At 65.1% G+C, this 18,609-nt stretch carries 19 protein-coding genes; 10 read left to right on the top strand and 9 right to left on the bottom strand.

The annotated features are described in order from the left end of the window. Positions 1 to 71: 71 nt before the first annotated feature. Complete coding sequence (locus tag D7T59_RS13520) at positions 72 to 797, bottom strand: hypothetical protein (RefSeq protein ID WP_180853223.1); 726 nt, start codon at positions 795 to 797, stop codon at positions 72 to 74. Continuing rightward, entirely contained in the window at positions 787 to 1,578 is a 792-nt protein-coding gene (locus D7T59_RS13515; RefSeq protein WP_180853222.1) for a hypothetical protein, read from the bottom strand. The genes D7T59_RS13520 and D7T59_RS13515 overlap by 11 nt, the downstream gene beginning before the upstream one ends. 527 nt (positions 1,579 to 2,105) lie before the next feature. Here D7T59_RS13515 and D7T59_RS13510 point away from each other — a divergent pair. Then, complete coding sequence (locus tag D7T59_RS13510) at positions 2,106 to 2,510, top strand: DUF805 domain-containing protein (protein WP_164136210.1); 405 nt, start codon at positions 2,106 to 2,108, stop codon at positions 2,508 to 2,510. A gap of 74 nt (positions 2,511 to 2,584) precedes the next feature. Next, entirely contained in the window at positions 2,585 to 3,772 is a 1,188-nt protein-coding gene (locus tag D7T59_RS13505) for a hypothetical protein (RefSeq protein ID WP_180853221.1), read from the top strand. Here the strand turns inward: D7T59_RS13505 and D7T59_RS13500 are convergent. Both D7T59_RS13500 and D7T59_RS13495 read right to left on the bottom strand, forming a co-directional pair. After that, positions 3,714 to 4,151, bottom strand: coding sequence for an acyl-CoA thioesterase (locus tag D7T59_RS13500; RefSeq protein ID WP_180853220.1), 438 nt, complete (start codon positions 4,149 to 4,151; stop codon positions 3,714 to 3,716). The genes D7T59_RS13505 and D7T59_RS13500 overlap by 59 nt on opposite strands. Positions 4,152 to 4,230: 79 nt before the next feature. After that, complete coding sequence (locus tag D7T59_RS13495; protein WP_239506832.1) at positions 4,231 to 4,596, bottom strand: hypothetical protein; 366 nt, start codon at positions 4,594 to 4,596, stop codon at positions 4,231 to 4,233. Positions 4,597 to 4,761: 165 nt separating this feature from the next. On the opposite strand from D7T59_RS13495, the gene rimK reads away from it, so the two are divergent. The 5 genes from rimK to D7T59_RS13470 all read left to right on the top strand — a co-directional run bounded on the left by rimK (position 4,762) and on the right by D7T59_RS13470 (position 8,939). Continuing rightward, a complete protein-coding gene (gene rimK / locus D7T59_RS13490; protein ID WP_164136207.1) occupies positions 4,762 to 5,640 on the top strand; it encodes a 30S ribosomal protein S6--L-glutamate ligase in 879 nt (292 codons plus the stop codon). 246 nt (positions 5,641 to 5,886) lie between these two features. Continuing rightward, positions 5,887 to 6,363: a hypothetical protein gene (locus D7T59_RS13485; RefSeq protein WP_164136206.1), complete on the top strand. Its 477-nt coding sequence runs from the start codon at positions 5,887 to 5,889 to the stop codon at positions 6,361 to 6,363. A gap of 89 nt (positions 6,364 to 6,452) precedes the next feature. Then, entirely contained in the window at positions 6,453 to 6,923 is a 471-nt protein-coding gene (locus D7T59_RS13480; protein ID WP_099553743.1) for a hypothetical protein, read from the top strand. 8 nt (positions 6,924 to 6,931) lie between these two features. After that, on the top strand, positions 6,932 to 7,609 hold the full coding sequence (locus D7T59_RS13475; protein WP_005410804.1) for a response regulator transcription factor: 678 nt from the start codon (positions 6,932 to 6,934) through the stop codon (positions 7,607 to 7,609). Continuing rightward, complete coding sequence (locus D7T59_RS13470) at positions 7,572 to 8,939, top strand: sensor histidine kinase (RefSeq protein WP_111110857.1); 1,368 nt, start codon at positions 7,572 to 7,574, stop codon at positions 8,937 to 8,939. Before D7T59_RS13475 ends, D7T59_RS13470 begins: the two co-directional genes overlap by 38 nt. Before the next feature lie 203 nt (positions 8,940 to 9,142). Here the strand turns inward: D7T59_RS13470 and coaE are convergent, their stop codons facing one another. From coaE to D7T59_RS13455, 3 genes are read right to left on the bottom strand one after another with little or no spacing between them, the layout of a single operon-like run. Continuing rightward, positions 9,143 to 9,754, bottom strand: coding sequence for a dephospho-CoA kinase (gene coaE, locus D7T59_RS13465; protein ID WP_180863245.1), 612 nt, complete (start codon positions 9,752 to 9,754; stop codon positions 9,143 to 9,145). Positions 9,755 to 9,765: 11 nt separating this feature from the next. Further along, entirely contained in the window at positions 9,766 to 10,629 is an 864-nt protein-coding gene (locus D7T59_RS13460) for a prepilin peptidase (protein ID WP_049429911.1), read from the bottom strand. 7 nt (positions 10,630 to 10,636) lie between these two features. Further along, on the bottom strand, positions 10,637 to 11,896 hold the full coding sequence (locus D7T59_RS13455; RefSeq protein ID WP_180853219.1) for a type II secretion system F family protein: 1,260 nt from the start codon (positions 11,894 to 11,896) through the stop codon (positions 10,637 to 10,639). Positions 11,897 to 12,248: 352 nt separating this feature from the next. On the opposite strand from D7T59_RS13455, the gene D7T59_RS13450 reads away from it, so the two are divergent. The 3 genes from D7T59_RS13450 to pilB all read left to right on the top strand — a co-directional run bounded on the left by D7T59_RS13450 (position 12,249) and on the right by pilB (position 15,202). Beyond that, complete coding sequence (locus tag D7T59_RS13450) at positions 12,249 to 12,686, top strand: pilin (RefSeq protein ID WP_180853218.1); 438 nt, start codon at positions 12,249 to 12,251, stop codon at positions 12,684 to 12,686. Positions 12,687 to 12,838: 152 nt separating this feature from the next. Continuing rightward, positions 12,839 to 13,246, top strand: a complete 408-nt coding sequence (locus D7T59_RS13445) for a pilin (protein ID WP_180853228.1) — start codon at positions 12,839 to 12,841, stop codon at positions 13,244 to 13,246. 222 nt (positions 13,247 to 13,468) lie between these two features. After that, positions 13,469 to 15,202, top strand: a complete 1,734-nt coding sequence (gene pilB / locus D7T59_RS13440) for a type IV-A pilus assembly ATPase PilB (RefSeq protein WP_180853217.1) — start codon at positions 13,469 to 13,471, stop codon at positions 15,200 to 15,202. A gap of 170 nt (positions 15,203 to 15,372) precedes the next feature. Here pilB and D7T59_RS13435 read toward each other — a convergent pair whose 3' ends face one another. Next, on the bottom strand, positions 15,373 to 16,746 hold the full coding sequence (locus D7T59_RS13435) for a sigma-54-dependent transcriptional regulator (protein WP_164136201.1): 1,374 nt from the start codon (positions 16,744 to 16,746) through the stop codon (positions 15,373 to 15,375). Positions 16,747 to 16,806: 60 nt separating this feature from the next. Further along, positions 16,807 to 18,420 carry a sensor histidine kinase gene (locus D7T59_RS13430; protein WP_164136200.1) on the bottom strand — a complete coding sequence of 538 codons (1,614 nt, stop codon included), beginning with the start codon at positions 18,418 to 18,420 and terminating at the stop codon, positions 16,807 to 16,809. Positions 18,421 to 18,609: the final 189 nt, after the last annotated feature.

The following is an 18,609-nucleotide window of genomic DNA, read 5'->3' as shown; positions in this document are numbered from 1 at the left end:
CCTGATGTCGCAGTGTGAGCCAAGCCTGGCAGCGCTTGGCCCACACTCATCTCTTCAGTGCAGCTGCACGTCTACGGTCGCGGCCAGCTCCCGGCAGGCGACAGCTGATTTCTCAGCTCCGCAGCCCTTCTGTCGATGCTGGCGCGCTCCGGCGCAGAAAGCTGAGGTGCCTCCATTTCAAGCGCTATGCCGGCCTTTGAATCACCAGCAAGATAGGCAAGCCGCAGGTATGCCAGCGCGAGAGGAGGGTTCAGCAGTTCCCCGGAGTGCATGTATGCGTTCGACGCAAGATACAGGCCGTAGATGTTTCCGCCTTGAATGAAGCTGTCAACCATGGAGCCTACCGCTTCCCTGTAGCGCCCCTCGCGTAACAAGGCATGGCCATACAAGCTCTTGTCAACCAACGCACCAGATTTTTCGGCGGCAAGCTTCAGTGTGTCCGCGCTGTAGGAGTTCGAATTTGCGATCTGATCCGGAGTCGGGTAGCCACGAGCGAGGAGCCACTGTGCTTCCTCAGGGCTAGCGGCCACCAGCGGATCCTTGCTGCAAGAGCCCGAATCCGCCTTGCAAGCGTAGTACTGCTGCAGAGCGGTTGCAGGCAAGCCGCCCAGTGAGTTCGAATCTGCAGCCGAAATCACAACAGCGCCGGGCTCCCTGGCACCACTGCTGGTGTCGGTGGCCTGATCCTGGGTGGAATGGATGTCCCTGGCCTCATCACTCCTGCCGCAACCCGAGAGCATTGCGGTAGCGGCCAAGAGGAGGGCACCTGACATCATCAATCGCGCCTTAGCAGCCATTTTCGCGGACCTCTTTGAACCAAAGATTGCATTGCTTCTGCTCACTTGCCTTTTCGAACTTCACATTCAGCGAATTCTCGGGAGCAAACCAGTTGACGATGGTCTGCGGTATTCCGAGGTCAGACAGGACAATTCCTTTGCTGTGGAGCCAGGTCTGGAAGAAGCTTCCGAAGTTTGAGTCTGCCTCACCGTTGACTCTCGCAACCGTTGCGAGGCAGGCCCTGAGTCCAGGCGACACTCCGCCTGGGTGAGGCGAGAACGGCGGGTTTGCCGCGTCGTGCTGGCGTTGAAGCTCGCATGCCTGCACCAGTCCATCGATCAGTGTCCTGTTCACCTCGTTCAACGGCCTTCTGATGTCGGAGAGATCAACGGTGTGCTGTCCAAGCGAGGCTTGGATCGCTCCCCGGGACTGAGATGTGATGTTCGAGTTTGACAGGTTCGACAGCGCCGTCGCGAGCCCGGAGCCGATCATGAACTTGTCAGAGGCATAGTCAGCCCCTTGGATGGCGCCCTCCGAGGCACAGCCGCTTGGCTTCGACCGCAATAGAATCGGGCAATACTGGTCTGCTCCATTGTTCCCGCCACCCACCGGCCCAGCGCCCCTGGGGCCGCTCCCGACCGGTCCGCCGCCCGGATCATCCCAGCCATCCGAATAGCAAACCTGTTGGCGCTTCCCCATTACAGTGCCTTGTCCACAGACCAGACCTGCTTCCGCACGCGGGGAGACCAGGAGTAAGACGATCGCAATCAACCCGAAAACCAGTTGGGCGTTCTGAGACATCCTTGACATCCTATCCCTATGTTGAGTGGTGCTCCTTTTTAGCCAAGCCCATTCAACTTGTTAAATGACGTTTGGATGTACGGACATTCTTGCCTGAACGATCCAAGGGGCATTGGTTCCTGGGGAGACGCATCCTCGCCGACGAAACGATTTCGCCGCCCGCCGATCCGTTCCGCTGGCAAAGCCTGAATGTCCAATTCCCATCACCCGCTCCATGTTTCCAGCGGTCTGCATCAGGCAGACGCTCCGCGATATCCAAATCCCTGCTTCTCCGCGCATGGATCCCGGTCGAGATGGCCGGTGAATGCCTGGGCTGGGCGTTCGCTTCGCAGATATCCCTTGGCCGGATCGGCCGTGTCCGAATACACCCTGGCGCGGAGCCTGCAGGACAGGAATTCCCCTGCTGCCGCTGCAGCTGCTGTGGCCTCCCGGGCTTGGACAGGCTTCAGGGTTCAGTTGATGCTTGGCTTCGGAATGCTAAAAGATCGTTAGCTGTTGACGCCCATCATCCGTTGCCCGGAGCGTGAATGATCGCTGCACTTGTGCCCATCAGGCGATGCTTTGATTTTTCCGGACGATCCGACCGGAGGGAGTTCTGGTCGTATTCGCTGCTTGCCGGGTTCGTGATAGCGGTGAGCTACAGCGTGATGGATCGCGGTTACTGGCTGGTCGGCTACCTGTCGTTCGATTGGGAAACGTCCGAGATCCTGTGGAAGCTGGGATGGGTCATGACCGTCTGCGCGGTCATCGTCTTCCTGCCTCCGATGCTGGCCCTGACCGTGCGGCGATTGCACGATATCGACGAGTCAGGCTGGTACACCGTGATCGCGTTCATTCCGCTGGGGGTGTTCGTCCTGTTTCCGGTCATGCTGCTTCCCGGGAGCGAGGAAGAGAATCGATTCGGCGCAGTTCCCGGAATGCAGGATGCCTGAACCCGCATCGGCCGCAATCGATCAGAGCGGCCATGCAAACGTGGACGGCTCGCAGCTGCGCGCCTCTCATCCGCATGTCGGTTGATCGAAGCGCCGTCCGGCGCTACACCCAGTGGTTGCCGTTCCTGGCCCTGGTCGCCGTCTGCGTGGCCTGGTGGTCACCTTTGGGCGTGGTGGTCGGCCTTGGCGTGTGCCTTGCGGTGGGGGGCGTGCTGCAGCGAATCGATCTGGTCGGCGATGCCGTGGGCGGTTCACGCCTGCGCTCGCGATCGATGAAGCCCTTTGCCGAGCGGCCGCCCGCACATGATGTGCTGTTGGATTGGGGCGAGCTGGGCATGGGCGGGCCGGCGTACAGCACGCAGATGCTGCGCGATGGCGCCATCGTCGAAGGCGTATCCACCGGCGGCAGCCGTGATGCCAGCGGTGAATGGCAGGACCTGCCGGGAGGCGCGCTGCGCCTGGCCAGCGGGTATGTGGATCGACACGAAGCGGTGTTCGTCTACGACGAGCGTCGCAAGGCGGTGCACGTGCTTGCGGCTGCTCCCGGCCTGTTCCGGCAGCAGCTGAGCGAGCGCCGGCAGTGCGATGGGGACGCCGGGGCGGAGTCGTGGCTGCGCCGCCAGTCCGGCAGCGTGACCCAGCTGCATGCCTGCCGAGGTCTGTGGCTGGAGCCGGGACATCCGGCGCTGGCCGCCGGAGTGCCGCGGGAGCTGAGGCACGTCCTGCCTGATGCCCGGGTCCTGCGCGCGGTCCCGCTGCTTCCCGATGATCTGCGCGTGACCGCGCATCCGGCCCTGTTCGCGTGCATCTGCCCGTATTCCCTTTACCTTGACGAGGCCGCCAGTGGTCGCCACGTCTGTGATCTGGAGACGGTGATCGCGAGTCCGTCGGGACGCTGCCTGGTGGTGGCCGGCAGTGTGCTTGATGAAAACCTGCGACCCATCGAGGGCCTGTGGCTTGCCTGCTGGCAGGGGCGCTGGCAGGCCTTTGCCCGTCATGCGATGGGCGGCTTCGGCAAGGCCCGGAGCGTGGCCTGGATCAATGTGATCGACGTTGACGATGACGGCATACTCCAATGCGAAGCCTATGAGGAACGCTGGGAGTTCGATGCCGTCCATCGATACCCCACGCCCCACACCGCCCTGGAGCTGCCTGTCGAATGGCGTGAAACCGGATTGGCGCTGCGCGCCCGTGATGGGCGTTTCAGGCTGCGCCTGCCCTCGCGCTCGTTTCCCGCAGCGACTGCGCATACTCCTCGGTGAACAGCCCCGACAACGCCCGGCGCTGCTCCGCATCGATCTCGCGCGAGGCGTTGGTCGTGTAGTCGAAGTGCACCATCACGCAGCGCCCGCTGGCCACCAGGGCCTCGAACTGGAACGCCTGCTGCACGATCGACAGCGAGGAGCGGCCGATGCTCTCGATGCGGGTCTCGATGCGCACTTCGTGCCCCGCCTGTATCTGCTGCAGGAAGTCGATCTCGTAGCGGCGCAGGATCAGCGCCAGGTCGCGCATGCTGGAATCACGGCTGAAATGCCGGAAGATCTCCTGGCGGCCTTCCTCGAACCAGACGGGCAGGGCGGTGTTGGTGACGTGGCCGAGTACATCCACTTCGGAGAAGCGCGGAAGGATCGTCAGTGGCATGGAGTCTCCGGGGCATAGCGGGTGGAATCTCCGGCGACGGCGCTGCCATCGCCGGAGACGGTACGGCGGCCAGCGGCTGTCAGTCAGAGTAGAAGCCGTTGCCGAGGGTGCCGGGCAGGCCGGGTTCCGGCCATGGCATCAGCGATGTGCAGGCGTCATACAGCGTGCAGAAATCCTGCCGCAGTTGCGCAGGCACCCAGCTGCCGTAGGAAACGTCGGTCGAGTCGCCCTGGCACGCGTAGGAGACATCGATCCAGCGGGTATTGGCATGAGAGGCAACGCCCTGGTGCTGGGTCCTGCCGGTGCAGTAGCGCAGGCCCTGGCCGATCAGGGTGTTGTTGGCATCGAAGTAGAGCCGGGAGACTGCATGGGTCGGCGCAGCCTGCACATCTGCGGCGCCTCCCACCAGGCCAAACAGCAACAACAGCGGAATTCCCATTCGCATCTGTGGTTCTCCTTGGTTTGCATGGGCCGGCCGTGTCCTGTCCTGCAGCCGGCAGGGCATCTTCGCACAGCCCTGCCAGGCACGCAGAATCGCCTGCCCGCGCGGCATCATCCGCCCGCCACACACCCGCGCTATGCTGCGCGCCTGCCGTCCGATCCTGCCGCGATGAAGCTCGCCATCCTGTCCCGCAACAGTTCCCTCTATTCCACCCGCCGGCTGGTCGAGGCGGCACGTGCGCGCGGCCACACCGTACGCATCCTCGATCCGCTGCGCTGCTACATGCGCATTGCCGCCGATGGCTTTTCGATGCACTACAAGGGCCGGCCGATGACCGGCGTGGACATGGTGATCCCGCGCATCGGTGCCTCGATCACCCGCTATGGCACGGCCGTGCTGCGCCAGTTCGAACTGATGGGCGCACGCACCCCGAATCCGTCCGACGCGATCCTGCGTTCGCGCGACAAGCTGCGCGCGCACCAGCTGCTGGCGGCCAGGGGCATCGACATGCCGGTCACCGTGTTCGGCGACAACCCCGACGACACCGTCGACCTGTTGTCCATGCTGGGCCCGCCGCCGCATGTGGTGAAGCTCAACGAGGGTACCCAGGGGCGGGGCGTGATCCTTACCGAGAAGGCCAGCGCCTCCCGCGGCATTGTCGAGGCCCTGCGCGGGTTGTACGCCAATTTCCTGATGCAGGAGTTCATCGGCGAAGCCAAGGGGGCCGATCTGCGCTGCTTCGTGGTCGGTGACCAGGTGGTGGCCTCGATGCAGCGACAAGCGCCGGAAGGGGACTTCCGCTCCAACCTGCATGCCGGGGGTACGGCGGTGGCGGCCAAGGCCAGCCGTGCCGAGCAGCAGGTGGCGGTGCGGTCGGCCAAGGCACTGGGACTGTCGGTGTGCGGGGTGGACCTGATCCGCTCCGCGCGCGGCCCGCTGGTGCTGGAGGTCAACTCCACGCCGGGGCTGGAAGGGATCGAGGCCGCCTGCGGGGTGGATGTGGCCACGCGCATCATCGAGCACGTGGAGAAGCTTAAAAAGCCTTGACTATTCAATGGCTTGAAATTCTCATGGGCGGATGAGGCCGGCTTTAACAAGCCTTTAATCGGCCCGCGCGTAGGCTTCAGCGAACCGCAGCTCTGCCTCTCAGCAGGATCGGTATCGGGATACAACTTCAGACCCAGGCGGGGGCACCGCCTGGGTCTTTTTTATGCCTGCCCGGTGTCCCTTGTGGAGGCAGCGTGACGGCCGTAGAGTGGCCCCCATCGTTCCTGGATGGATCGGAGGCTGGCGATGTACCGCATCACGATGATCGCGTTGTTGCTGGGTCTGGCCGGATCTGCTGCGGCCAAGCCGGAGAAATCCGTTGTGCAGATGGACCGGCAGTCGCCGGTGGCCGAGCAGGTGCGCCAGGTCGAAAAGGCCCTGGATGATGGCGATTACAGCGAGATTTCCGCTGATGACCGCAGCGAGGTGCGCCAGGCACTGGCCCGGATCACCGCGCGGATGGGCAGCCACCAGAGCCTGCAGGAACTGCCACCGCAGGTGCAGGGCGAGGTCTTCAACGACCAGGAGCGGATCAATACCCTGCTCACCCGCGCCCACGAGGACAGTCGGCAGATCTGCCAGCACACGCGCAGCACCGGCAGCAACATGCCCAAAAGCCGCTGCCTGACGGTGGCCGAGCGCCGCCGGATCGAGGAAAAGGGCAAGGCGCTGTTGAACGACCAGCGCACCTTCAACAACTTCAACCCTGCCAGCTCGCGGTAGGGCTTCCGCTGCCCCGACCATTGGCACTTGCTGGCGTGAAGGTGGTGCGAATAGAGTCGGGATTCGCCACAGACAAGGATTTGTTTGCCATGAAACAGGCTTTGATGTCGGCCGTCCTGTTGTCAGGACTCGCCCTGGTCAGTACCGCATCGGCATCCAGGGGCAAGGAGGTGTTCGTGCCCGGTCAGCCGCTGCAGCAGCAGATCGCGCGTATCGAGGTGGAGCTCAAGGACGGCGAAACCTATTCGGAACTCAAGCAGGACGAGCGCACCCGCGTCAACGACGCCCTGGCGCGCATGCGGGCAGCGGTGGAGCAGTACCCGGCGCGCGATTCCATGCCTGAACCGGTGCAAACCCAGGTCTTCAACGATCAGCAGGTCGTGAACACGGTTTTGACACAGGCGCGTGAAGATAGTCGTCTAATATGCCAACGTGAAAAGCCCATCGGTTCCAACCGGACCACGACGCAGTGCATGACCGTTGCCGAGCGCGCTCGGCAGAAGGAACGGGCACAGCAGGACATGAGGCAGGTCATGCGCGCCGGCAGTACAGTCAATTAGAGGTGACAGTGAGAATCCTGGTAATCGAAGACAACAGCGACATTGCGGCCAACCTGGGCGACTATCTGGAGGACCGGGGGCATACGGTGGACTTCGCGGCTGACGGGGTCACCGGCCTGCATCTGGCCGTGGTGCACGAGTTCGACGCGATCGTGCTGGATCTCAACCTGCCAGGCATGGACGGCATCGAAGTCTGCCGCAAGCTGCGCAACGAAGCGCGCAAGCAGACACCGGTGCTGATGCTGACCGCCCGCGATTCGCTGGACAACAAGCTGGCCGGCTTCGATTCCGGTGCCGACGACTACCTGATCAAGCCGTTCGCGCTGCAGGAAGTGGAAGTGCGTCTGAACGCCCTGTCGCGCCGCGGCAAGGGCGTGCAGACCCGCGTGCTGGAAACCGGCGATCTGGAGTACAACCTGGACACGCTGGAAGTGCGCCGCCAGGGCAAGCTGCTGCAGCTCAATCCGACCGCGCTGAAGATCCTGCAGGCGCTGATGGAAGCGGCGCCGGCGGTGGTGACCCGCCAGGAGCTGGAAACCCGCGTGTGGGGCGAGGAGCTGCCTGACTCGGATTCGCTGCGCGTGCATATCCATGGCCTGCGTGCGGTGGTCGACAAGCCGTTTGAAGTGCCGCTGATCCAGACCCGCCATGGCATCGGATACCGCATCGCCACCCCGGAAGCCTGATTCCGTGGCAACCAAGGGGGAGCGCCGGCGCACGCCATATCGGCGGCGCCTGCGCAGCCGCATCATCGTCTCGTTCGTGTTGTTGGGCTTCTGCCTGACAACACTGTTCGCGTTCGCCACCAACTGGGCCCGCCTGCGCGTGGAAAACCAGCTGGTGGAAGAGCTGATGAACCGCAACATCGACGAGTACGCGCGGCGCTACTACGAACACCCGGGCCACAACCCGGACGCGCCGGTGCTGCAGATCCGTGCGTATGCCTATTCCAAGGACAAGTTCGACCGGGTGCGTGAAGAGCGCGCGCAGTGGGCGGGCTTCTCCGATGGCATCCACAGCGTCAGCGGCGACGAACACGGCGAACCGTATTCCTACAAGCTGGCCGTGCGGAAGACGCCCGACGCCTGGTTCTTCCTCGCCTATGACATGACCGACAGCGTACGCGGTGGCAAGCAGCTCAACCGCGCGCTGGTGTTGTCGGTGCTGGTGTTCAGCGTGCTGTCGCTGGTGCTGGGCTGGTGGTCGGCGTCGAAGGTGATGAAGCCGGTGTCGGACCTGGCCGCCCGGCTGCGTGCGTACCGTGGCGGTACCAGTGATCCCGAGCCGTTGGCGCCGCGCTTTCCCGATGACGAGGTGGGGCAGCTGGCACAGGCGCTGGACGACTATTCCTCGCGGCTGACCGAAGTCGTGCAGCGCGACCGCGAGTTCAATGCAGACGTCAGTCATGAACTGCGCACGCCGCTGGCGGTGATCCGCGGTGCCACCGAGCTGCTGCTGACCCGGCCCGGCCTGGACGAGAAGGTACTGCAGCGCCTGCAGCGCATCCAGCGTGCCGAGCAGCAGTGCAGCGACCTGATCGGCGCGCTGCTGCTGCTGTCGCGCAACGAGCGCGGGCAGGGCACCAGCAACGTGGCCCGCGTGGCCGAGCAGCTGCTGGATGCGCACCGCGCGCAGCTGGGCGGCAAGCCGCTGGAGCTGCTGCTGGAAGGCGAGCGCAACCTGGTGATCGATGCACCCGAGGCGGCGCTGTCGGTGGCGCTGGGCAACCTGATCGGCAACGCGGTGAAGTACTCGCAGGATGGCGAAGTGCGCGTCTTCGTGGGCACCAATTCGGTATCGGTGACCGACAGCGGCCCGGGCCTGAGCGAGGAAGATGCGGCCAAGCTGTTCCAGCGTGGCTACCGTGGCACGCACGCCGGCCATTCGCAGGGCGGCGGCATCGGCCTGTCGATCGTCAGCCGTCTGTGCGACCTGTACGGCTGGCAGGTGAGCGTGCGCCCCGGTGGCGAGCGTGGCGTGATCGCCACCCTGACGTTCTCGCCGAAGCCGTTGTAGGCGCCTGCCTCGTGTAGAGCCGAGCCCGCGCTCGGCTGCATTGGCTCCCCGGAGCCGAGCACAGGCTCGGCTCTACAGTAGATCCACTCCGCGCATGGGCGCCCGATCAGTAGATCCACGCCATGCGCGGATGCCCGATCAGTAGATCCACGCCATGCGTGGATGCGCTCCGGTAGTGCCGGCCGCTGGCCGGCAACCAGGCCTCACCCCCCGGCCAACCCCAGATACCGCGCATGCAGCCGTTCCACCTGCGCCTGCAGGTCCTCCGGCCGCCCATCATTGACCACCACGTCATCGGCCAGTGCCAACCGCTGCGCACGGCTGGCCTGGGCGGCGATCATCCGGTCGGCCAGCGCGGCGTCGATGCCATCGCGCTGCATCAGGCGGGCGTGTTGCACCGCTTCCGGCGCATCCACCAGCAGCACCCGGTCCAGCCAGGGGTAGGCGTCACGCCCACCCACTTCGGTCAGCAGCGGAATGGCTGCAATCGCATAGGGGCTGGTGGCCTGCTCACACTGCTGCTGCATCAGCAGGCGGATGGCCGGGTGGGTGATGGCTTCCAGCGCTGTCCGCTCGGCCGGGTCGGCAAACACGTGGGCGCGCAGGCGCGCCCGGTCCAGGCTGCCATCGGCCAGCAGCATGCCGGCGCCGAAGCGCCCGGCGATGCGGGCCAGCGCCGGGCTGCCAGCGGCAACCACGGCCCGGGCGGCCAGATCGGCATCGGCCACCACGATGCCCAGCGCTTCGAAGCGCCGGGTCACTTCACTCTTGCCCGAGGCGATGCCACCGGTCAGGCCAACCACATAGCGGCTCATGGGGCCTCCCCTCAGCGCAGCCCGCTCATCACCATGTACTGCTCCACCAGCGGCGCACCCCACATGAAGTACAACCAGCCGGCAATGGCCAGGTAAGGGCCGAACGGAATCGGCGTGGCGCGGTCACGGCCCCGGCTGTACAGCCAGATCGAGCCGATGATGGCGCCCAGCACCGAGGACAGCAGGATGATCGGCAGGATGCCCTTCAGGCCACACCAGGCGCCCAGGGCCGCCAGCAGCTTGAAATCGCCGTGGCCCATGCCTTCCTTGCCGGTCAGCTGCTTGAACAGCCACCAGACCGTCCACAGCGACAGGTAGCCCACCGCCGCGCCCACCAGGGCGGGCTTGGCCGGCATGTAGAGGTTGTCGATGCTGCCTATCAGCCCCAGCCACATCAGCGGCAGGGTGAGCTGGTCGGGCAGCAGCTGGGTGCGCAGGTCGATACCGGACAGCGCGATCAGGAAGCAGGTCAGCACGATGGCGCCGAACCCCTGCCAGCCGAAGCCGAACTGCCAGACGCAGGCCACCACCAGCAGCGAGGTCATCGCCTCCACCAGCGGGTACTGCAGCGAGATCGGCGCCTTGCAGTGGCGGCACTTGCCGCCCTGGATGATCCAGCTGAACAGCGGGATGTTCTCGTACCAGCTCAGCTTGTGCTTGCAGTGCGGGCAGTGCGACGGCTCGACCACGATCCCCGGTGGGGGTGGTTCATAGAAGTCCGGTTCCTCCAGGACTTCGCGCGCATCGCGCTTCCACTGCCATTCCAGCCGCTTGGGCAGCCGCAGGATGACGACGTTCAGGAAACTGCCCAGCAGCAGTCCGAAGGCGGCCGCGGCGGGGTAGCCGAGGCCAGGATGCTGGTCGAGAAAAGCCATGTATGTGTTATCCGACGACGGCGCCGAGTTTGAAGATGGGAAGGTACATGGCAATCACCATGCCGCCCACAATGGTACCAATGAACACCATGATCATCGGTTCCAGCAGGCTGCTCAGGGCATCCACCGAATTGTTGACCTCCTGCTCATAGTACTCGGCCACCTTGAACAGCATGGCGTCCAGCGCGCCGGCCTCTTCGCCGATGCCGGTCATCTGGATGACCATGTGCGGGAACAGGTTGGTCTGCTTCATCGACATGTTCACCGGGTAACCCACCGAGACGTCGTCGCGCATGCGCAGCACCGCCTCTTCATACACGGTGTTGCCGGTGGCACCGGCCACGATGCCCAGCGCCTCCACCAGCGGCACGCCGGCCTTGAAGGTCACCGCGGTGGTGCGCGAGAAGCGGGCGATGGCGCTGTTGTGCATGATCTGCCCGATCACCGGCACCTTCAGCACGAACCGGTCCATCGCATGCTGCATCTTCGGCGAGCGCTTGTAGGCCATGACCAGGCCGACCGCCGAACCGATCGCGACCAGCAGCATCAGCCACCACCACGACACCATGAATCTCGAGAGGTTCACCACCATCTGGGTGAAGGCGGGCAGCTCGGCACCGAAGCTCTTGAACACGTCCTCGAACTGCGGCACCACGAACACCAGCATGATGCCGCTGACCAGCATCGCCACCACCACCACCATGATCGGGTAGAACAGCGCCTTCTTGATCTTGCCCTTCAGCGCTTCGATGTTTTCCTTGTAGGTGGCCACCGTGTCCAGCACGGTTTCCAGCACGCCGGCGCCTTCGCCGGCCCGCACCAGGTTGCGGTACAGCTCGTCGAACTGCACCGGGTGCTTGCTGATGGCCTCATGCATCGAAGAGCCGCCTTCGATGTCGGTGCGGATGGTGTCCACCAGCTTCTTCATCCGCGGGTTCTTGTGCCCGCTGGCGATGATGTCCAGCGACGACACGATCGGCACGCCGGATTTCATCATCGTGGCCATCTGCCGGCTGAAGAAGGCGATGTCCTTCGGCTTGATCGGGCTGCCGGCAGCGCCGAACAGAGGCTTCGACTTGGGCTTGACCTGGCCCGGGTTGATGCCCTGGCGGCGCAGCTCGGCGCGCAGCAGGTTGGCGTTCTTGGCCAGCTGCTCGCCCTTCATCTTCACGCCCCGCTTGTCGGTCCCCTCCCAGACAAACGGCTGCAGTTCCATGGTGGCGCGCGCCACCGGCTCTTTCTTGATCGCACTGCGACTGACAGACATGTTGGCTCCCCAAGACCCGCCATCCCCAGGCGGGTAACTAGCCATCGATGGTAGCGGGTTCAAGGCCGGATGGGCAGTTGGCAGGCGGCCCAGCGTGCGATTTCGTGCCGGGTGCCGGCCAAAGGTGACGCACTGCGTCACATTGCCGCGTCCATCGCAGAATCTGAAGCGGGGGGTTCCCATCCGCGAAATTGCTGCCATCATGGGCGCGGGGAAATCCAGGGGGAGGCGTGCCGGGGTTGGCACGCAACCTGCGTTGATCCACCCGCAGGGCATGGGGCCCGCTCAACCGGCACAGCCCGGTCCGATCCCGTGCACTGAACTCAACCACCACTATCTTGGGGATGTACCAATGAAGAACCAGAAGGGCTTCACCCTTATCGAACTGATGATCGTCGTCGCGATCATCGCCATCCTGGCCGCCATCGCGCTGCCGGCCTACCAGGACTACACCTCGAAGTCGAAGGTCACCGCTGCGCTGGCCGACCTGGCCTCGCACAAGACCCAGTTCGAGATGGAAAAGAGCGCGGGCCGTGATCCGACCGAGGCGACTGCAGGCTTCCAAGCGAAGGAGACTGGTAGCTGCTCTAAGATTGCAGTTGATGCTGATGGCATGACCTGCACCATCCGTGAGCCGGGCCGTATCGGCACCAGCTCCACCATCGCACTGACCTATGCTGAAGCAACCGTGGACGCAACCTCGGGTGCAATCACTAAGGCTGGTGGTTTCAGCTGTGTCACCGTGTCGGTTGACAAGAAGTTCCGCCCGGCTGGCTGCACTGGTACCTAATGCTCTTGACCTGACAGGCATGGGAGTTTGCTGCTCCTGTAGCTGTCATCAGAGTTGACACAAGGCCCGCTTCGGCGGGCCTTGTGCTGACTGGAGTACGAATTCCGGTCGGCACGCAGCAATGGGGATTGCTGGATCAAACAGGGGGAGTCATGAACACGCAAAAGGGCTTCACGCTCATCGAGCTGATGATCGTGGTGGCCATCATCGCCATTCTGGCGGCTATCGCGACGGTGGCGTTCCAGCCTTACATCATTCGTACCCAGCTGACGGCCGCGCTGGCAGACATCAGCCCGGGCAAGATGCTGGTTGAAACGGTCGTCTATGAAAACCGCTCGGCCAGCCTGGTCACCCCCGAGTTCATCGGCGGCGCCCAGAACGCCCACTGCTCCAACGTCGAGGCCGAACTCAGCGAATCCGGTGTCGGCCACATCAGCTGCACGCTGAAAGGCCACAGCGCGCTGGAAGGCAAGGACCTGATCCTGCGCCGCTCCGCCGAGGGCATCTGGAGCTGCGATGGCAGCGCGTTCGAAGCGCGCTATCGCCCGACCGGCTGCTGATCACACTTCAGCGCTTCAATGGGATGCTGGCTGCCCCTTGACGGGGCTATCATCCCCGAGGGAGTCAGGATCGTGCCTGCCGGGCCGGGAGTGCCGGGCCAGGCAGTGTTGCTCATGGATTGGCGATGCCGGTGGCCCTTGGGTCGCGGCGGGTTCTGCTGCCCCGTGCGGTGTCCGTGCAAGGCGTACGGCATGGCATGACCCCATGAGCCAAGGATTCATATGAACGCTGTCACCACCGCCAATCTTGTCGGCATCACCGGCCTGGCCCGTCGCCTGGTGCAGGACGGGGCCCTGGACGAGGCCACCGCCCGCGATGCCATGGCCAAGGCCGCGGCCGCCCGCCAGCCACTGCCAACGTGGTTCGCGCAGAACAAGCTGGTCAATGCCTCGCAGCTGGCCGCCGCCAACGCGGTCGAGTTCGGCATGCCGCTGTTCGACGTGTCCACCTTCGACGCCGGCCAGAACGCGATGAGCCTGGTCAGCGAGGAGCTGCTGCGCAAGCACAACGTGCTGCCGCTGTTCAAGCGCGGTGGCAAGCTGTTCGTCGGCACCAGCAACCCGACCCACTCGCTGGACGAGATCAAGTTCCACACCAACCTGGTGGTCGAGCCGATCTTGGTCGACGAGGACCAGATCCGCCGCACGCTGGAACAGTGGCACGCCAGCCATGACACCCTCGGCGACGCCCTGGGCGGCGATGACGAGGGCATGGGCAACCTGGACGTGGCGGCCGGCGACGAGGATCTCGGCGCCACCGGCGGCGATTCCGGCATCGACGCCAAGGGTGACGACACCCCGGTGGTGAAGTTCGTCAACAAGGTGCTGGTCGATGCGATCCGCAAGGGCGCCTCGGACATCCACTTCGAGCCCTACGAAGACGATTACCGCGTTCGCCTGCGCATCGACGGCCTGCTGAAGATGGTCGCGCGCGCACCGGTGAAGTTGAACCAGCGCATCGCCGCCCGCCTGAAGGTGATGGCACAGCTGGACATTGCCGAGAAGCGCGTCCCGCAGGACGGCCGCATCAAGCTCAACCTGTCCAAGACCAAGCAGATCGACTTCCGCGTCAGCACGCTGCCGACCCTGTTCGGCGAGAAGGTGGTGCTGCGTATCCTCGATGGCAGCGCGGCCAAACTGGGCATCGACAAGCTGGGTTACGAGCCGGACCAGCAGAAGCTGTTCCTGGATGCCATCCACAAGCCCTACGGCATGGTGCTGGTGACCGGCCCGACCGGTTCGGGCAAGACCGTGTCGCTGTATACCGCGCTGGGCATCCTCAACGACGAGACGCGCAACATCTCCACCGCCGAAGACCCGGTGGAAATCCGCCTGCCCGGCGTCAACCAGGTGCAGCAGAACAACAAGCGCGGCATGACCTTCGCCGCGGCGCTGCGCTCGTTCCTGCGACAGGATCCGGACATCATCATGGTCGGCGAAATCCGCGACCTGGAAACGGCGGAGATCGCCATCAAGGCCGCGCAGACCGGCCACATGGTGCTGTCCACGCTGCACACCAACGATGCGCCGCAGACCATCGCGCGACTGATGAACATGGGTATCGCGCCGTACAACATCACCAGCTCGGTGACGCTGGTGATCGCCCAGCGCCTGGCGCGCCGCCTGTGCGGCAACTGCAAGCGCCCATCCAGCCTGCCCGAACATGCGCTGCTGGCCGAAGGCTTCACCCAGGCGCAGCTGGATGCGGGCATCGAGCTGTACGAGGCCGTGGGCTGCGATGAATGCACCGAGGGCTACAAGGGGCGGACCGGCGTCTACCAGGTCATGCCGATGACCGATGAGATCGCCACCATCGTGCTGGCCGGTGGCAATGCGCTGCAGATTGCCGAGGCGGCGCAGCAGATCGGGGTGAATGACCTGCGCCAGTCGGCATTGAAGAAGGCGGCGGCGGGCATCACCAGCCTGGCCGAGATCAACCGCGTCACCAAGGATTGATGCAACGCGGTTTTCCGTAGAGCCGAGCCCATGCTCGGCTCCACAGTAGATCCACGCCATGCGTGGATGACGCGATGCATGAGGTTGCCGGCCAGCGGCCGGCACTACCACGTTGGTGGGTCCGCGTCGGGTCAGAGCCCTTTTCTTTGGAAAGGGATCCGACCCGGCCCTTACTCCATCCCCAGCTTCTTCAGCTTGTAGCGCAGCGCACGGAAGGTGATGCCCAGCTGCGCGGCGGTACGGGTCTTGTTCCAGCGGTTCTCTTCCAGCGCACGCTGGATGGCGCTGCGCTCGAGCTGCTCGATGTAGGAGGGCAGGGCAGCGCTGCCCGGCTGCAGGTCGGCCACCGCTTCGGCGGGCGCGGCACTGCCCGGCGTACGCGGCGCGTGCTGCGGCAGGCGCAGGTCATCGGCGCCGATGCGGTCTTCCTCGGCCAGGGCCAGTGCACGTTCCAGGATGTTCTCCAGCTCGCGCACATTGCCCGGGAACGCGTACTGCGCCAGCGCTTCCAGCGCCGACGGCGCCAGCAGCGGGGTGGCGCGGCCGTGGCTGCGGGCCAATCGGGCCAGCACGGCGGCGGCCAGTTCGGGCAGGTCCTGGCGGCGCTCGCGCAGCGGCGGCACCTTCAGTTCGATCACGTTGATGCGGTAGTACAGGTCGTGGCGGAAGCGCCCGTCCTCGACCAGCTCGGCCAGATCCTTGTGGGTGGCCGAGAGGATGCGGACATCCACCGGCTCCTCGTTGGCCGCACCCACCGCGCGCACCGACTTTTCCTGGATCGCGCGCAGCAGCTTCACCTGCATCTGCAGTGGCAGTTCAGCCACTTCGTCCAGGAACAGGGTGCCGCCGTGCGCAGCCTGGAACAGGCCGGGCTTGTCGGCGTGCGCGCCGCTGAAACTGCCCTTGCGGTGGCCGAAGAATTCGCTCTCCATCAGCTCGCCGGGAATGGCGCCGCAGTTGACCGGCACGAACGGGCCGGCCGCGCGCGCGCCCTGGGCATGGATGGTGCGTGCGACCAGCTCCTTGCCGACGCCCGACTCGCCGAGGATGTAGACCGGCGCCTGGCTGCGCGCGACCTTGCCGATGGTGGTGCGCAGCACATCCATGGCCTGTGAGTGGCCAAGCAGGCGCCCGCCCTGTTCGGCGTTGGGGCCCGGTGCCGGGCGCTCGGCGTTGTTGAGTTCCAGCGCGTGCTTGACCAGCCCGCGCAGCACCGAGATGTCCACCGGCTTGCTGACAAAATCGAACGCGCCGGCCTTCAGCGCCTCCACGGCGAGATCCATGCTGCCGAAGGCGGTGATCATCGCGACCGGCGTGCGCGGGTAGTGCTGGGCGATCTCGCTGACCAGCTCGATACCGTTGCCATCCGGAAGGCGCATGTCGGTGATGCACAGGTCGTACGGATTGCTGGCCAGCAGCTCACGTGCCTCGGCCAGGTTGGCGGCGGTACTGATGCGCAGCCCCATGCGGCCGAGGGTCAGTACCAGCAGTTCGCGGATGTCGCGTTCGTCGTCGACGACGAGGGCGCTGCGGGTTTCATTCATGGGCGTGAAAGATAAACGAGGGGGCTGGAAGCGACAAATGTTTGACGCACAGAATGGGCATCAGCTGGGCAGCAGCGTATGTGGACCGGGCAGCACCAGCCGGAAGCAGGAGCCACCAGCGGGTACCGCGATGTAGTCCAGGCGGGCCTGGTTGGCCCTGCACAGCTCGCGCGCGATGTACAGGCCCAGTCCGGTGCCATGCTCGGACGTGGTGAAGAAGGGCCGGAACAGCTGTGCGGCAACGCTCTCGGGGATGCCCGGGCCACGGTCCATCACGTCGATCACCGCGCTGCGTTCGTGCTGGGCCACGCGCAGCCGCACCCGTGCCGGTTGCTGGCCGATGCGGCCGTACTTCAGCGCGTTGTGCACCAGCACGGTCAGCACCTGGTAGAGATGCTTGGTGTCGACCTGGGCCATCACCGATGTGTCGCTGATGATCGGTTCGATGCTGTCGGTTTCCAGGGTCTGGCCCTGCTTGTACTCCAGCACGAAGCGGCGCACGAAGGCGACCAGGTCCACGTTCTCGGGCGTGGCACGCTCGCGCCGGGCCAGGCCCAGCACGCTTTCGACGATGCCGTTGGTGCGCTGGCACTGCTGGCGGATGATCTGCAGCAGGCGGCGGTCGCTCTCGTTGAAGCCGGTACCTTCCTCGAGCAGCTGCACGGCATAGTTGATCGCCGCCAGCGGGTTGCGGATCTCGTGGGCGAGGCTGGCCGAGAAGCGGCCCATGGCAGAGAGGGTGAGCGATTCGGCGCGGCGCGAGACGACGCTGGAATCATCCAGGAACACCAGCGCAAGGTCGCTGCCGGCCAGCAGGCGGGCGAAGCGCGGCTGTACTTCCGGCTGGTCGGGATTGAGCTGCAGCGGCAGTTCGTCCTGTGCCCAGCCATTGCGCCAGCGCTGCAGCCGGCGCGCCAGTTCCGGTGCGGCACTGGCCAGGTCCAGGCGTCCGCTTTCGCCGTTGCCCTCATTGTCGCCCAGCAGCATCGAGGCCGCTTCGTTGGCCAGGGTGATGCGGTTGTCGGCGTCCACCACCAGCACGCCGGTGCGCATGCGGCGGATGATCAGTTCGTTGATCTGGAACAGGTTGGCCACTTCGTCGCCGCGCTGGTTGGCCAGCTGCTGGTTGCGGCGGGCGCGGTTGCCCACCTGGTAGCTGATGAAGGCCAGTGCCAGGTAGCTGGTGGCGAACATCGCCAGCTCGGCCAGGGTGCGGGTGGGGTCTCCGCCTTCCAGCAGCTTCCATGTGTACTCGACGCCGGTGGCCAGGCTGGCGGCCAGCGCCAGGCCCAGCCCCAGGCTGAGCGGCAGCAGGGTGGCGGCGGCGGCGATGTTGAACAGCAGCGACATCGAGATGCCGGCGCTGGCGCCGGGCAGGGCGTGCGACAGCAGGGTGGCGGCCACGATATCCACCAGCACGCCGCTGACCACGATCGGGCGCAGCCAGCGTTCGTTGCGGCCGAGGGCCAGGGCCAGCAGCGACAGGGCCAGGTAGATGACCGCAACCACATCGGCCAGCCGCGGGTGATGGGCTTCGCCGACCATGGCCGACAAGGGGCTGTAGAGCAGGGCGGCAATGACCGTAGCGATCAGCACCCGGTACAGCGCGAAGAAATACAGTTCACGCCGCGGAATCGATTCGATGCGGTCGATCAATGAAGCACTGGGTGACACGCCGGAACTCCCCTTCTGGCTGCCTGGGTCTGGATTCTGCGGCGGGCCTGGCCGGCGCCCCCTGAAGCCGGGCCGGCACGTCGCGTTTGCGAAGGGCAGTATAGGGCCCCAGGCGGGGCGCCGCCGAAGTGACCCGGATCGCGCATTTGGCCCGGTGCGGACACCGGTGGCCAGCCCCGGCCCTGGCGC

The sequence above is a fragment of the Stenotrophomonas maltophilia genome (assembly GCF_013464915.1).
GTDB lineage: Bacteria > Pseudomonadota > Gammaproteobacteria > Xanthomonadales > Xanthomonadaceae > Stenotrophomonas > Stenotrophomonas maltophilia_AT.
This window is presented reverse-complemented; position numbering and strand designations above follow the sequence as displayed.